We start from the raw sequence: 14,853 nt of genomic DNA, 5'->3' as shown, positions 1-14,853 counted from the left end.
ATTGTTATTATTTATAATTAATAAAAAAACAATATTCAATTTAATTGATAACATTTTATTTTCCCTGAAGCATTCCTGTTTTTTCATCATAACTTTGAATGTCTGCTATAATTTGAACAGGATAACAAGGTATTTCCGCAGATTCTTTTTCTCCTTTATTACATGCTGTGATCGAATGATTTATTCTTGCTTGAGTATTAAAGTTAATGAGCTGTTTATTACCATCATTTCTCTTTCCGATCCGATAATTTTTACCTGCTACATTGAGATCAATACTACTGACGTCAGAAATACCAGATTGGCTTACTAAATCTGTATGATCATATTTATCATAATTAAATTTAAATCTTGGTTTTATCCCAGTCAGCACATCTTTGACTTTAGCCAATATTCCCCAAAAATTAGCTGGCTGGTTATTATTCAATATATTACTTCCATTGAAATTGAATCCAGCACCAACATCGATCAGTTGCCTGTTATTGATATTTTTGGCATTTTCAATATTAAGATGCCCTCCAATTTTACCATTCATCCTATCCGCTACGATATTAGCCCCTCTAAGCGTTGTATCTTTTCCACTATTCAACGTAACAGTTTCACCGATAATCTGGCTGTTATGGTTGGTAACTGCATTAGCATACTCTTTACCAAACTCTCCATAAACTTTCACACCTAATTGATTCAATTTTGAGCCATTAATTGCAGCACTGACTCCCCCTTCACCACCAATTTGAAGACCATTTTTCTTTACACTATCCTGGGCTGATGTAATAGCAATCTCCCCCTGTTTTGCTGTTAAATCAACTTGGTTACCAGAAACATTTGTGCCTTGTAAGGATAAATTGTTGCCAGCAGTTAAACTAACGCCTTGTGCTCCTTTAACATTGCTGTTTTTCGCTATTATTGTATTTTCATCACTTGTAGCATATTGCGCACCAGCAATAATAGCACCAGAATCAACTACACCAGTAGTAACATTGAATCCCACCTGAATCCCAGTTCCAACACTATAATTTGTATTAGAAACTTTATTAATATTATTTACCTGATTGAAGCTGATATTATCTCCCGCATTTATGGTAGTTTTCCCATTTTCTGTATCAAAAGATACCCCCTGATATCTGGCATCATGCTTAGTCTGAATATTAATGTTTTTCTTTGCCTTGAAATCACTAGCTATAGCATCAGCGCGGGATTTAAAACTCCATGATGAACCGCCTTTTCCTGTCCCTTTAGCGACGATCTCCTGAGACATGATGTCAAAACCCACTTGTAAACCTGCGTTGCCTGATGTATCAAAAACATTTATTTCTTTATGATTAAATGCCGTTTCACTGATATGATTATTCGCTTTTAGCTCTATATCTCCACCAGTTGCATAGTATTGTGTCCCCTGATCATAAACATCTCCTCTGGCATTAACGTTAATATTATTAGCCTTTATTGAGGTAACATTATCATTTGATACACCGGAATTTTGTATGTGGTTACTTCCCTTAGCTGCAACATCAAGATAAACACCGGGAGAATTGTTTTTCATATTAAAAGAAATTCCTACAGCTCCTCCTGCTGTCAAATTACCTGAAGAAGTAGTGATACTATTTACAGCTGCCCGGTTTTCTATACGATTGGCATCAACATCATAGCTGCCAGCGACATTATGCTGAGTCCCTTGCTGCTCTAATTTATCCCTTGCAGTTAATTTGAGGTTACCAGCGATATTCGTTTTTGATACTCTTGCAATCTTCTGCTGCTGAGAATTATTGATATTGCCATATTTAGTACCAATAGCAGCGCCAATACCCCCCTTACTCAAAGAAAACACTAAACCAACGTTAGTAGATGAATGAGATTGATTTTTTGAAATTTCATTATCGGCTGCAAGGAAGGAGATGTTGTCAGCTGAAATATGAGCATCACCATTTTTCGTCTCTATATCTGAGCCAATAATAGTCACATCTTTATTGGCATTAATAGATATATTCCCGCCACTAAGCTTTGATGATTTTTGTGTTATTTTTCCTTGTTGTTGGCTATCACTGGTATAATTAATAACAGGCCCAACATCAAAAATTTTTCCACTATCTTTTTTATCATAAGGTTTAAATATAAATCCTACTTTAAGAAAAGATTTTATTTTCTGCTGATCATACTTTTCACCATAAGAGGAAACTTTTACATCACCAAGTGCATCGATATTCAAATTATTTGCACTTTTTATCAAACTATCCACCACTTCAATGTCTTTACCACTGAGTAATTTCAAATCTGCATCAGAAATAACCTGACTTTGCAGTGCTGTCCCTTTATATTCTTTTTCTTTATTAGAATCTTTAGTAATATTAAAGACAGTTCCATTCCTCTCATCAATGTTATTTTGATGATAATTGACTGCATTATCAATTATTAAATCACCATTAATTGTTTTAAAGTATGCTCCTTCACCCGCTTTAATGTTACTTCCGGTAATCCTAATTCCATCATCACCGCCCAATAATATATGTCCATTCGCTGTTATATCCGAAGATTGATTTTGTTTATCCTCAGTATAATTATTTTTATTCTTTCCTCCTGCAATCCCTCCCCAGTAAGTCAAGTTATTAGCATCTGTTGCTTTATTATTATCGAAAGATTTAGAAAGAATCCTGGCTTGTTTACCTGCTTTAATAATTAAATTATTTCCGGAATGGGCTTTAGCACCAATTAATTCAACATTGCCATTTGCTTCAATTCCCAAATCACTACCAGCATTCAATTCACTTCTGATATTTTTCTGGATGGAATAGCTTTTTTCTTTATTTCCTGTCGTTAATTTACCAGAATCAAGTCTGATATATTCCTGGTTACTCGTTTTTTCATTTTCTAGCAGATTGTCTATTACTACATCACGCTTAGCTGATAATAATATATTATTACCCGCATCAATCTGGCTACCTTGTATTTTAAATATCCTCATCTGTTGCGGTTAATTTGATATTATCACTTGCTTGAATATGATTTCCATCCTGTCGAAATTTATCATAGGTATTCGTTTTACTGTCCTTCCATAAAAATTTCCATTGTTCTTCATTATCCTCAGTATGCTGATTATATTGCTGTCCTTCTAATTTCAGATTTTCACCGGTTAGATTGATATTGTCACCATAAATATCTGTTGCCATAATTTTATTATCTTTTTTGGCATTCAATGTAATATTTTTACCTTCTAACCTGGTATGAGCAACAGACTGCAACTTCCTCTCTTTTCGAGTACTATTTCCGCTCATAATATATCTTTCTGATTTTTCATCTTTGAAGGAAACTTCTCCTAAAGAGCCCTGGGATAAAATAGTGTCACCTTTTAATTCAAGATCACCTCCTTTCAGTCTGGCTCCTTCCAATTTTAACTTTCCTTTGGATTCAATATTAATACCACCACCTGCTGCCATTTCGCCTTGCAAATTAACACCACTACCTTTATCTGTACTTAATAACCGAATACGGCCAGCCTGCATACTGCCTAAATAATAGCTATCAAGTAAACCTACTGCTGATTTTTTTGTATCCAATAGTTGGCCATCAGCAGAAATTTTGTTTTGACCTGTTATTATATTAAGATCCTGACTGGTACTAATTTTACCAAGGCTATTAATTTGGGGTGCAATAAGATTTATAACAGCGTTATGTACCAGGCCCTCTTCACCAATTTTCAGACTATTTTTACCTTCAAACGTGTTAAACCCTTTCAAAACACCTTTATCAACTAGTGGATTACCTACAACCAGCGATAACTGATTTGTATTGATAAAAACCACACCCATTACAAGTGATACCATTGGGATTGGCTAATACATAATCTGCCGCCACGCCAAAAAACTTCTTGTTTACCCAGTAATAAAGAAGGGTTACGGCTGATAACCTCATTTAAAATGATCTGTGCCGCCCGGCCATGCAAATTATTATTAGCCGATAACTTGCCAGCCAATTGTGAATTACCGTCTGTTAGTGAATTATTGAAAACTGCACCATCTTTAGAAACATTAAAATCTTCATATTGATTATGTGATAACCCTGATTCTGAAGGAGCAGCAATATTAATGACCACTGCTCCATTTTTAGCATTTGTTACACCAGGTTGGTGTGATGGATCACCTCCGGGTGTAATCCCATTGGCAAAACCATTTGAACTAAAGATCATAATAATTGCCACTGACACAGCAAGCCGACCAGTAGGTGATAATCTAAAACAATTATTTTTCATATAATTACTCCTGTGTTTCTAATTATTACTATGTGTAATCAAAAAATAGGTTTAAAAAAGTAAAAGTGATTACTTAAGAATTAGAAACTGTAAGAGAAACGTGTTAATAGCTGTATGGGGTTATCAAGCCCCCGATATTGTGGAGACAAGATTTTTCCTTGGCTGACTTGAATATCAGCAAACAATTGTTGGTAATGTAGTGTCAGTCCGGCATTCAATCCTATAGCATTTATCCATTCACCTTTATTGTTATAACTTTTACTCTGACCTAAATCTCCACCAAAAACTTAATGTCAGAGAGCCTTGAGGTATAGAGATCGGATAAGACAATGTGTTTTTTAAATACCAGCCATTATCAGAGCATAAGAAACTTTCATTAAATCCTCGAATATTACTTTTATCACTAATATCTATACATTCCATAGCCGGTAACCGATTTCGACTATATTGTGTATAAAATTCACTATCAAAAAAAATAGGTTGATTTTAAACAGTGTAAACCTCTTTTTCAGATTCAGTGACATTTGACCTTTAATAAAATTCTTGTCCATAACTGTCTGTGCACCAAACCATGGCATTCCTTTATCAATTCCCATATTAAAGGTAAAAATACCTGTAGGAATAACTTGAAAATGATTAACACTAAGAGAAACAAGACTAACAGTTTCACTACTTGTTATGAGTTTTTCATCATTTAAATAATTATTTCCTTTTTTATATACTACCTGTGTACTTAATGTATCTATTTGTTTTTGATTACGGTGAAATGCCCAATCAGCACGCATTCCTGTTTGCTCAGCATTTCCTCTTATATTTATTGACCTAACCTGTAAATGCATCTTATTTCTATATTGGGAATCAACATAAAATCCGCTGAATGTCATCTCGCCATAAGGAAGTGAGTAAAGTAAGATATAAGAATGGTTATACTTTTTTTTAGAAGTATTTAGTGTAGAGTTTCCACTGAAACTAATAAAATCTGATAATCCCAATGGGCTGTCAAAACTGGTATTTAACCTTCCCATCCACTTCCCGGTACTTTTTTGTCCATAATTATCAGTTGTCACAGAGACTTTCCAGGGGGCGCTATGTTTGTTATTCAAGAGAATGATAGAACCTCCATTGACTGTACCCGGCAAGATATCCAATGTAGTTCTGTTTGATTGCAGACGATTTGCCTGATCTAACCCTTGATCGAGTTGGTGTACATTTAATGGATTATTCTTTAAATCAGGAAAAAGAGTTTTGCTATTAACCCAGCGATCTCCTCCCCGAATATCTTCAACAAAACCCTCTATGACGCTGATGCCCAATTTCTTATCATAATCAGGCGGAATGAGTTTTACTCTGGCTGTAACATAACCTTTCTGAATATAAAGATTCGTAATTTCTGACACTAATCTATTAATATAATTACTGGTAATACAATCACCAGGAATAGCACTTAGTGTTTTCAGATCAGAGGTTGACAATAATGATATTCCCTGCATATAAATGCCACTAATTGGCAGACATTTTTTTGACTCCGCGAGTGACTCCGCGAGCTTTGGTGATGATTTTTTTGCAGAATTCTGTTCTGATCGATTGAGTATTGCCTGATGCCGTCTCTGTTCAATGAGTTTGTTAATCTCTCTTTCACTGTTCTGTAAATTATTTATTCCTTCACTCACGACAGATGGCGATAAATTTTCATTAAGGCTTACCGGAGCAGCAGATATTGTAAAAGAGATATACGGTATTAAAAATATAAATATTGTTGTGAGTTTTCTAATCATATAGGGCACCAAAATAATCAATTAATGCTTATCATTAATATATTAATTCACTCTGACAATTTTTTAATCACAATTAATTAACTTCAAATTTAGCACTTGCATATTGCCATAGTTTTACAGATAAAATACAAACAATTCATAAACACCAACAAGAAATATATTAATGCATAACCACCTAATAACATTAATGTAATAAAAAAACGCCAATTATCCCTATGAAAATTATAATAAATAAAATTAATAATCTATTTTTGTCAATATAATCAAAATCATAAAATATTTTATTCAGATGGATAACAATAAATATATATTCAAATAAAGGTAATTTGTGAAAAACACCTCATATCATGAAGATAGACTTAAATACCAACGTTGTTATCTGACAATATAGAAACCAGACTTGTTTCCGATAGCATCAGGCAGGTTTAGACAAAATTTTTAATTTCATTATGTGAAATGTGAATGTAATATATTAAGATATGAAATATCTTTCGTTATCGCATGATATCAAAAGGCTATTCCATAAAAACCAAACACTTGTTTGCAAGAAACATAATTAACCATAACGATTTGATATAAAACAATTTTATTCAGAACAAAATATAGTTTACAATCTAAACACTTTTATTATCCTAAACATTGTTGATTTATCAGAATAATATTTATGACACAGATCACAATATTAGCAAAAAATCAATCCAACCAAACTTACGATCACTTTCTCAAAAGCTGAATAAATTATAAAAATAACCTTTACTGTCCGCCCAATATGAAATAAAAGTATGCATACAAAAAGTAACCAAGGCTATAATATGTCAAATAGGGAAACCCAAATACTGAAAATTTTAAAACGAGACCCTTTTATCCAACAGCAAGAAATTGCAGATATTCTTGGAATTAGTCGCTCGTGTGTTGCAGGGCATATTATGAACCTAAGTAAAAAAGGTTATATCAAAGGGAAAGGTTATATTTTATCCAATGATGTTTATGCTGTTACAATTGGTGCAACTAATATAGATATAACCAGCTATACCTTTGCTAAAGTAGTATATGATGATTCCAACCCAGGGAAAATAATCTCGACCCCCGGTGGGGTCGGGAGAAATATCGCTCAGAATATTGCTGCATTAAAAAATGAAAGTTATTTAATTTCCGTCGTTGGCAACGATCAACATGGCAAGCTTCTGTCAGAACAAACAAAATTATCTGGCGTTAATATTAAATATTTACATAAGCTGGATGATGAAAAAACATCAATCTGCAATTCATTTATTGATGAAAATGGAAAGTGTATCATATCTGTAAATGATATGAGCATTCTGGATAAACTTACTCCCTCGTTACTGACTCAATCTAAAAAACTTATCCAAAATGCCAGTGTATTAGTGCTTGACTGCAATTTATCTCAGGAATCATTGGAATGGATATTCAGCCACGCTAATAATGTTCCGATTTTTGTTGATACCGTTTCCACCTTCAAAGCGTCTAATATCCGCCATTGGCTATCCTATATCCACACTCTGAAACCTAATCGCTCCGAAGCCAAAATACTTAGTGGTATTGAGATTGAAACATTGGAAGACGCAGCCATTGCTGCATCCTGGTTTCATCAACAGGGTGTCCAACGAATAATTTTAAGTATGGATGCAGAAGGTGTGTATTATAGTGAATTAGATAATAAAGCAGGTCATTCACGCGCATTAATGAGTAATGTCGTCAATACAAATGGAGCCGGTGATGCAATGATGGCAGGGCTTGCTCACTGCTGGCTAGCCGGAATGACACTGGAAGATAGTGTTCAATTTTCTCAGCAATGTTCTGCATTCACATTGTCATCAGAAGACATTGTCATCTTTCCCAATAAATTTAAACATCGGTAGCCTTGTTTGGTATCAATTTTTTTCATAAACATCTGGACGAAATATTTGCCAGACAAAATTCTCACGATTAACAGGAGAATAGCCAAACTTTTCGTATAACGAATGTGCAGATGAAGTCACCAGCATTACTCTTCGCAGTCGTTGAATAACAGGGTGAGATTGGCAGCATGTCATTAACCAGCTTCCTAACTGCTGTTTTTGATATTCTTCCAATACATAAACATCGCACAGGTATCCAAAAGTTGAAAAATCTGTCACAAATCTGGCAAACCCTATCTGCACTTTTTCGTAGAACAATCCGAATGTCAGACTGTTTTCAATAGAGCACCGTACTGTTTCGAGATCAATTCCTTTGGCCCAATGGGAAAATGTAAGAAACTGGTGAATAGCCGTGATATCTAACAGAGATTTATCTGTTGAAACTCGATAGTTTTCTTTCTTCCAATGTAGATGGTTCCCCATTTTTTTCCTCCATTATTTTTTCCTGAAAATTTTTCCTACAATATCAAAATTTACCGTAGCAGTAAGTTAATTTTAGATAATAAGATATGAGAAGCTATAAGCATATCAAACAAGATAATGATAGAATATTTATTAGCCAAGTGAAGAGTATTGATATTATTTCACTTGGCATTTTTAATATAGATATTAATTAAGTAACTTTATGTTATTTCTTCAAGAAATGAATAACTTGACTCTATTTTGGCATTGACATAAAAGTCACCAGAATTATCACTATAATGGCTATCTAAAAATAAAAAGGTTAATTCACCATCTGTGGAAACAATTCCAGACCAATCGTACATAATATTACCTCCAAATCTATTATCTATACCTCCCCATGCGTCATCGGTACTTAATCCCATAATACCTTTAATAGATATATACCTTCGGAATTGGCTGCCCAGCAGCGTCACTTGGTAATCGCTCCGCTGTTACACAAGTGACGCCACGTAGTTTTCGGGACGTTTGTCGTGCGTGAATCAAAACGTAGATTAAGATCGTGCAGGGTAAAATTGTTATGGTCAACGTGGTAGGAGCACTGCTCTATGTGAATGATAAGCCGATAAATAATAAACGTAATATAAAAAAACAACGCTGACACATAACTGAGGCGTCTGACCAACAACCGTTATACGAGGTAACGATGATAGCTGATATACAGCATACCCAGAAATCACCCTAAATTTACAGCTTCAGATAAGACAGGTAACCAAAAACCGCTCGATCTGATCCAGACCATGAAAAAATCCGCCATGTATCATTGGGAAAGCCTGCTGACTGCCCTATTCGTGGTGGCACTGACCGTTTTCACTTTATTAATGATCACCATTATGGCAACTGGCATTGCCTTTGCCCGAACCCAGACCAACCAGAGAAACCATCTATCCAACACAGCCGATTAGCGGCATTGATAACGCAAGCTGTTGCAGGACAAATCTCCCTATCTGACTGCAAAGGGGCTGCTCTGCCCTAATCAGAGACTGCTGTCCGATTCATCAAACCGAATGGCGAGAAAAAACTATTCTCCGGCAGCCAGAAGAAAGGGACTTTTATTACTCTGCCAGAGCTGGAAGAACGCCCCGACACAGTCATCATTACAGAAGGTTACGCCACAGCATTTACGGTTAACCAGCTCTGTAAAAGTACTGTTCTCGCTGCGCTGAATGCAGGCAATTTACATTCTGTTGCCAAAGCCGTTCGGGAGCGCTGGCCGGACACGAAAATTATTATTGCAGCGGATAATGACTGACATCATCCCGATGAGTTGGATAATAACGGTAAACCAAAAGTGAATATCGGCAAAATCTCGGCAGAAAAAGCAGCCATTGCGGTTAATGGTTGGGTCACATTGCCACCGGATTCCATTAAAGCCAACTAGGACGATTATCGCCAGCAGCACGGTGTAGAAATGGCAAAACTGGCCTTCTATCAGGGGTTTTATCAACCGGAGGAATTACATAGAACAGGAGGTTCAAGTATGTCAACAGCTATATCATCATTCAAATCAACAGGAGTTGGAACGCATTTTATTATAGACAAGGATGGTACAATAAAACAAACAGCTAGTTTAAAACAATATACATATCATATAGGAAAAATAAGATCTAAATGTATAGCAGAAAATAATTGTAATTCAGATGAAGCAAAAAAAATAAAAGGTTGGGGATGGAATCCGAAAAAAAATTCATGACCATGAAAAATTAAAAGCATATCCTGATAGATACCCTATGAATGATGATAGTATAGGAATTGAAGTTGTTGCAGGTTATAATAAGGCATCTAAATCTTGGGATCAAGCCACTGCACAACAAAGTGAATCAATTAAAAAATTAGTTAGCTTATTAAAATGTAATTATAATTTAGATAATGGTGATATATATGAACATGATAAAATATCTTATAAAACAGAAGGCGAAGGTGCTAATCTTTATTCTAATGATATTTAGCCCTTATATTTATTCGAAAAACAAAATAGAAATAATTAGTTTAACAGGATTAGTGATAACTAAAAATAATGACAAAGACATTATTGATATCTGCAAAAAATGGAACTTAAGTAAGGAAGATATAAATAATATTTTTGATATTAGCAGGGAATATGATTATTCTCCATATGAATCTTTCTATCAAACTCCATGTGATATAAATGGAAAAGTAAAAATAAACAATGAAATATGGAATTTTTATATTAATGGTGGAGGAATGATTACATTTAAAAAAAATAATAGAGAGAAATTTTTAGGTTGTGAATCAAAGAAATGTGAAGCTTTCTTTATCTTACCGTTCGATGGTATGAATCCATAATTATAATTTATAATCAAGGTTAAAGTAACTTTCAACCTTGATTATAAATTATATCGTTCAACACACAACTTTCATTATTACTATGACTATAAAAATCAGTTAATCTAAACTGGATTAAAGCGCTTTTTAGCGACAATAAAAAACTCCTGTAGCCTGAAAGGGCGTTTTGTTTCGCCATCCGAAGGCGATCCTGACAGGCGATGGATCGTTTTTGTAAGAAACCTGAACTCTGGATAAGGAAGAAAAGAGCGATTATTCCTTTATGCGCCTTCCTTGTTTCATGCAAAGAAAAATCACAAGGCATTGCCTTTATAGATTCCACCAAAATCGCTGTTTGCCACAATTGCCGTATTCCCCCGAAATCATGTTCTTGATGGCGTTGCACAACGAGGAAAAACCCGCATGTGGTGGTTTTATGGTTTTAAACTTCATTTGGTCATTAATGATTGTGGTGAACTTTTATCTGTCAAATTAACGCCGGGAAATACTGACGATCGCAAACCCGTTAAGAAATTGGTGAAAGGGCTAACTGGGCATTTGTATGGAGACAGTAAGAATACCTCTGTCAGATTCTATAGACCAAAGATCTTTTTAATCTATTCTTCTGATGTATGGCGTTTTTTCTGTTTCCTGACCCGTATGGCGATTGACCAAAATTGTGTCCTGCCTTTGATCTGTCGGTGACAAGAATACGCTATAAGGGGATTCTCCTCACGGTACGCGTGACTCAAGAAGGGCCTGACGGCTTGTCTCTTTACTGTCCTGTCCGAGGTATCTATCAGGAGAAGCCAGCGCGTTCGCTAACAGAGATTTTATCCTATGGCTGAAATTCAACAGGGCGTCATCGGTGGTGTTGATACACATAAAGACCTGCACGTTGCAGCAGTCGTTGATCATAATAATTGTGTTTTAGGGCGCGAATTTTTTCCGGCAACTCGGCGGGGATATTGCCAAATGTTATCCTGGATGAGGTCATTTGGGCCACTAATCCGGGTAGGTATTGAATGTACGGGTTCATATGGCGCGGGTTTATTGCGATATTTTCAAATTGAAGGTATTGAAGTCCTTGAGGTGACTGCCCCTGATAGAATGGAACGCAGAAAGCGGGGAAAAAGTGACACGATTGATGCCGAATGCGCAGCTCATGCAGCGTTTTCACTTATCCGGACAGTCACGCCTAAAACTAGGGATGGTATGGTTGAATCTCTTCGTGTTCTGAAAGCCTGCCGGAAAACAGCAATCATGGCACGGCGTGTTGCACTACAAATGCTTCAGATGACTCTCGTCTCTGTGCCTGAAAAATGACGAGAGCAGCTTAGAAAACTCACACGAATGCAGCTGATACGCATTCTCGTCACATCCAAACCCGATATGACTCGATACCGTCATGTTGAGGATGCCTACCGTATTTCACTGAAATCACTGGCGCGACGCTATCTGGAATTACATGATGAAATTAGCGAACTGGACATCATGATTGCCGCTATTGTGGATGATCTTGCACCGGATCTTATTAAGTGCAAAGCGGTAGGATATGAATGTGCTTCTCAACGTCTTATCACAGTTGGAGATAATCCAGAACGCCTCCGTTCAGAATCAAGTTTTGCTGCATTATGTGGGGTAAGTCCAGTGCCTGCGTCTTCAGGAAAAAATCAGCGTCATCGGCTCAACCGGGGCGGTGATCGTGCAGCGAACAGTGCGCTTCATATTATCGCCATTGGCAGGCTACGTACAGATGCTAAGACACAGGAATATGTCGCTAGACGGGTCGGAGAAGGTCATTCCAAACTGGAAGCTATACGCTGTTTAAAACGTTATATATCCAGAGAAATATTTACTTTATTGCGTAACCGGGATCGGCAGATTAACAGCGTGCAAATAACAACTTGACACTTAGAAGGGCATCAAAGGATATTTATCGCAAGCGTTGTGCGATGAACTGAAAGTGGAAGGCGTATCCTCATCACCCACGTTCGCCGCAAGCAATATGAAAGAACGGATATTTTTTCAGCTTTTCTGACTTTACTGGGATTGATTCCATTAGCAACTAACTTTCTCGCTTCGTCACGTTTGGTTCTGGCTTCGGTAAGTGTTACTACTGGATAAATACCGAATGAAATCATTTTCGTTTTTACCCGCAAATTGATAACAGTACCTCCAGCCTTTCAAGCCATTAGTATCGATTAACAAAGATAGCCCGTTGCCATCCGCTAACGTATAGGCTTTTTCTTTCGGTTTAGCTCGCTTAATCATTAAGTCTGTCAGCTTCATACAACACATTACATAGACTTAGAAAGACGATACTAGATTAAGAGAGAGTAACTCGTTTGATTTTTCTGGGCTTAGTAGACTTTAATTGACTGCGGGAGATGTTTACTTGGAGCGGGTGAAGGGAATCGAACCCTCGTCGTAGGCTTGGGAAGCCTCTGCTCTACCATTGAGCTACACCCGCATCAGCGAATTGACGCAATCAAATATATACTTCTTATTGAATCTCAGCAACGGCTTATCAATCAAAAGAAGTACAAATTTTTAATCAGTTAATTCAATCTATCTTATGCGTAAAAAAATGCCCCGCTCAACAGGCCGAGCAGGGCATTATTCATCGATTTTAATCAAAAAACGATTATTTGTTCGGACGCATGGCCGGGAACAAGATCACGTCACGAATGGTATGGCTGTCAGTAAACAGCATCACCATGCGGTCGATACCAATACCCAAACCCGCTGTTGGTGGCATGCCATGTTCCAGTGCAGTTACGTAGTCATCATCGTAGAACATGGCTTCGTCATCACCTTCGTCTTTCTGACGAACCTGCTCTGCAAAACGTTCTGCCTGATCTTCTGCATCGTTCAGCTCAGAGAAACCATTACCGATTTCACGTCCACCAATAAAGAATTCAAAACGGTCAGTAATGAAGGGATTATCATCATTACGACGTGCCAGTGGAGAAACTTCTGCCGGATATTCAGTAATAAATGTCGGCTGAATCAGATGGCTTTCCGCAGTTTCTTCAAAGATTTCACACTGAACACGGCCCAATCCCCAACCTTTTTCAACTTCAATGCCAAGAGATTCAGCGATAGCAACAGCTTTATCCATATCATCCAGATCCGCTACATTGGTTTCCGGGCGATATTTGCAAATTGCCTCTTTCATGGTCATTTTCACGAAAGGTTTGCCAAAATCGAACTCTTGCTCGCCGTATTTGACCAAAGTTGTACCCAACACGTCCTGAGTCAGTGCGCGGAACAGTTCTTCAGTCAGAACGATCAAATCCTGATAATCAGCATAGGCCATGTAGAGTTCCATCATGGTGAACTCTGGGTTATGGCGTGGTGAAACACCTTCATTTCGGAAGTTACGGTTGATTTCGAACACACGTTCAAAACCACCCACCACCAGACGTTTCAGGTAAAGCTCTGGCGCTATACGCAGATACATGTCGATATCCAGCGCATTGTGGTGAGTAATAAATGGACGCGCACTCGCTCCGCCAGGGATCACCTGCATCATCGGCGTTTCAACTTCCATGAAGTTTTTGCTGATCATGAAATTACGCAACGCAGACATTACACGGGAACGGATCTGGAATGTCTTACGCGATTCATCATTCGAGATCAGATCCAGATAACGCTGACGGTAACGGGTTTCCTGATCTGCCAGACCGTGGAACTTATCCGGCAATGGACGCAGTGCTTTAGTCAGTAAACGCAGTTCACTACAATGAATGGAAAGCTCGCCGGTTTTGGTTTTAAATAATTTACCGCGTACACCTAAAATGTCACCTAAGTCCCATTTTTTGAACTGTTCGTTATAAATACCTTCCGGCAGATCGTCACGGGAAACGTAGATCTGGATACGGCCGCCCATATCCTGCAAGGTTGCAAAAGATGCCTTACCCATGATACGGCGGGTCATCATACGACCTGCAATAGTCACTTCAATATTCAGCGCTTCCAGCTCTTCCTGAGTCTTGGCATCGTATTTTGCATGCAGATCTTCAGAAATGTTTTCACGGCGAAAATCATTCGGGAATGCAATACCGTTGCTGCGCAGTGTAGCCAGTTTTTCACGGCGTGTTTTCAGTTCGTTATTTAAATCAGGAGCCTGTTCAGCTCCCTGCTGTTGTTGTGACATTTTAGTTCC

At 37.2% G+C, this 14,853-nt stretch carries 15 protein-coding genes, 1 tRNA gene and 3 pseudogenes; 8 read left to right on the top strand and 11 right to left on the bottom strand.

What is annotated here, in order from left to right:
* Positions 1–55: 55 nt before the first annotated feature.
* From BDD26_RS10870 to BDD26_RS10850, 5 genes are all read right to left on the bottom strand, one after another.
* On the bottom strand, positions 56–2,956 hold the full coding sequence (locus BDD26_RS10870; RefSeq protein ID WP_115826534.1) for a hemagglutinin repeat-containing protein: 2,901 nt from the start codon (positions 2,954–2,956) through the stop codon (positions 56–58).
* Positions 2,943–3,815, bottom strand: coding sequence for a two-partner secretion domain-containing protein (locus BDD26_RS10865; protein ID WP_115826533.1), 873 nt, complete (start codon positions 3,813–3,815; stop codon positions 2,943–2,945). Before BDD26_RS10865 ends, BDD26_RS10870 begins: the two co-directional genes overlap by 14 nt.
* Positions 3,800–4,240 carry a two-partner secretion domain-containing protein gene (locus tag BDD26_RS10855; RefSeq protein ID WP_115826532.1) on the bottom strand — a complete coding sequence of 147 codons (441 nt, stop codon included), beginning with the start codon at positions 4,238–4,240 and terminating at the stop codon, positions 3,800–3,802. Before BDD26_RS10855 ends, BDD26_RS10865 begins: the two co-directional genes overlap by 16 nt.
* Before the next feature lie 258 nt (positions 4,241–4,498).
* Positions 4,499–4,663 carry a ShlB/FhaC/HecB family hemolysin secretion/activation protein gene (locus tag BDD26_RS20510; RefSeq protein ID WP_280524517.1) on the bottom strand — a complete coding sequence of 55 codons (165 nt, stop codon included), beginning with the start codon at positions 4,661–4,663 and terminating at the stop codon, positions 4,499–4,501.
* Complete coding sequence (locus BDD26_RS10850) at positions 4,651–6,015, bottom strand: ShlB/FhaC/HecB family hemolysin secretion/activation protein (RefSeq protein ID WP_280524516.1); 1,365 nt, start codon at positions 6,013–6,015, stop codon at positions 4,651–4,653. Before BDD26_RS10850 ends, BDD26_RS20510 begins: the two co-directional genes overlap by 13 nt.
* An 812-nt stretch (positions 6,016–6,827) precedes the next feature.
* Between BDD26_RS10850 and BDD26_RS10845 the strand changes: the two genes are divergently transcribed.
* Positions 6,828–7,895 (top strand): PfkB family carbohydrate kinase, encoded by a 1,068-nt coding sequence (locus tag BDD26_RS10845; protein WP_115827542.1) that lies wholly within the window; start codon positions 6,828–6,830, stop codon positions 7,893–7,895.
* Positions 7,896–7,907: 12 nt separating this feature from the next.
* Here the strand turns inward: BDD26_RS10845 and BDD26_RS10840 are convergent, their stop codons facing one another.
* Both BDD26_RS10840 and BDD26_RS10835 read right to left on the bottom strand, forming a co-directional pair.
* Complete coding sequence (locus tag BDD26_RS10840) at positions 7,908–8,357, bottom strand: GNAT family N-acetyltransferase (protein ID WP_038269198.1); 450 nt, start codon at positions 8,355–8,357, stop codon at positions 7,908–7,910.
* A gap of 200 nt (positions 8,358–8,557) precedes the next feature.
* Complete coding sequence (locus tag BDD26_RS10835) at positions 8,558–8,812, bottom strand: hypothetical protein (RefSeq protein ID WP_115826531.1); 255 nt, start codon at positions 8,810–8,812, stop codon at positions 8,558–8,560.
* A 324-nt stretch (positions 8,813–9,136) separates the two neighbouring features.
* On the opposite strand from BDD26_RS10835, the gene BDD26_RS20645 reads away from it, so the two are divergent.
* The 5 genes from BDD26_RS20645 (at position 9,137) to BDD26_RS10820 (ending at position 10,703) form a co-directional block, all read left to right on the top strand.
* Positions 9,137–9,301 (top strand): hypothetical protein, encoded by a 165-nt coding sequence (locus BDD26_RS20645; protein ID WP_342353466.1) that lies wholly within the window; start codon positions 9,137–9,139, stop codon positions 9,299–9,301.
* A gap of 92 nt (positions 9,302–9,393) precedes the next feature.
* A complete protein-coding gene (locus BDD26_RS20640) occupies positions 9,394–9,648 on the top strand; it encodes a toprim domain-containing protein (RefSeq protein ID WP_342353480.1) in 255 nt (84 codons plus the stop codon).
* Between the two features lie 159 nt (positions 9,649–9,807).
* A complete protein-coding gene (locus BDD26_RS19755) occupies positions 9,808–10,089 on the top strand; it encodes an N-acetylmuramoyl-L-alanine amidase (RefSeq protein WP_211305468.1) in 282 nt (93 codons plus the stop codon).
* A gap of 37 nt (positions 10,090–10,126) precedes the next feature.
* Positions 10,127–10,345, top strand: coding sequence for a peptidoglycan recognition protein family protein (locus tag BDD26_RS10825; protein WP_115826530.1), 219 nt, complete (start codon positions 10,127–10,129; stop codon positions 10,343–10,345).
* Positions 10,317–10,703, top strand: coding sequence for a hypothetical protein (locus tag BDD26_RS10820; protein WP_147299012.1), 387 nt, complete (start codon positions 10,317–10,319; stop codon positions 10,701–10,703). Before BDD26_RS10825 ends, BDD26_RS10820 begins: the two co-directional genes overlap by 29 nt.
* A 31-nt stretch (positions 10,704–10,734) precedes the next feature.
* Here BDD26_RS10820 and BDD26_RS19550 read toward each other — a convergent pair whose 3' ends face one another.
* Complete coding sequence (locus BDD26_RS19550) at positions 10,735–11,046, bottom strand: hypothetical protein (RefSeq protein ID WP_170140348.1); 312 nt, start codon at positions 11,044–11,046, stop codon at positions 10,735–10,737.
* Between BDD26_RS19550 and BDD26_RS10815 the strand changes: the two are divergent.
* Positions 10,955–11,252, top strand: a pseudogene (locus BDD26_RS10815) (transposase); the annotation flags it as partial. The gene BDD26_RS19550 and the pseudogene BDD26_RS10815 sit on opposite strands and share 92 nt — an antisense overlap.
* A gap of 270 nt (positions 11,253–11,522) precedes the next feature.
* Positions 11,523–12,593, top strand: a pseudogene (locus BDD26_RS10810) (IS110 family RNA-guided transposase).
* A 104-nt stretch (positions 12,594–12,697) separates the two neighbouring features.
* On the opposite strand, the pseudogene BDD26_RS10805 reads toward BDD26_RS10810, so the two are convergent.
* The 3 genes and pseudogenes from BDD26_RS10805 to lysS form a co-directional block, all read right to left on the bottom strand.
* A pseudogene (locus tag BDD26_RS10805) lies at positions 12,698–12,974 on the bottom strand (Arm DNA-binding domain-containing protein); the annotation flags it as partial.
* 107 nt (positions 12,975–13,081) lie between these two features.
* Positions 13,082–13,155, bottom strand: a tRNA-Gly gene (locus BDD26_RS10800).
* A gap of 174 nt (positions 13,156–13,329) precedes the next feature.
* Positions 13,330–14,844 carry a lysine--tRNA ligase gene (gene lysS, locus BDD26_RS10795; protein ID WP_038270101.1) on the bottom strand — a complete coding sequence of 505 codons (1,515 nt, stop codon included), beginning with the start codon at positions 14,842–14,844 and terminating at the stop codon, positions 13,330–13,332.
* Between the last annotated feature and the right edge of the window lie 9 nt (positions 14,845–14,853).

The sequence above is a fragment of the Xenorhabdus cabanillasii genome (assembly GCF_003386665.1).
GTDB classification, from domain to species: Bacteria; Pseudomonadota; Gammaproteobacteria; order Enterobacterales; family Enterobacteriaceae; genus Xenorhabdus; species Xenorhabdus cabanillasii.
This window is presented reverse-complemented; position numbering and strand designations above follow the sequence as displayed.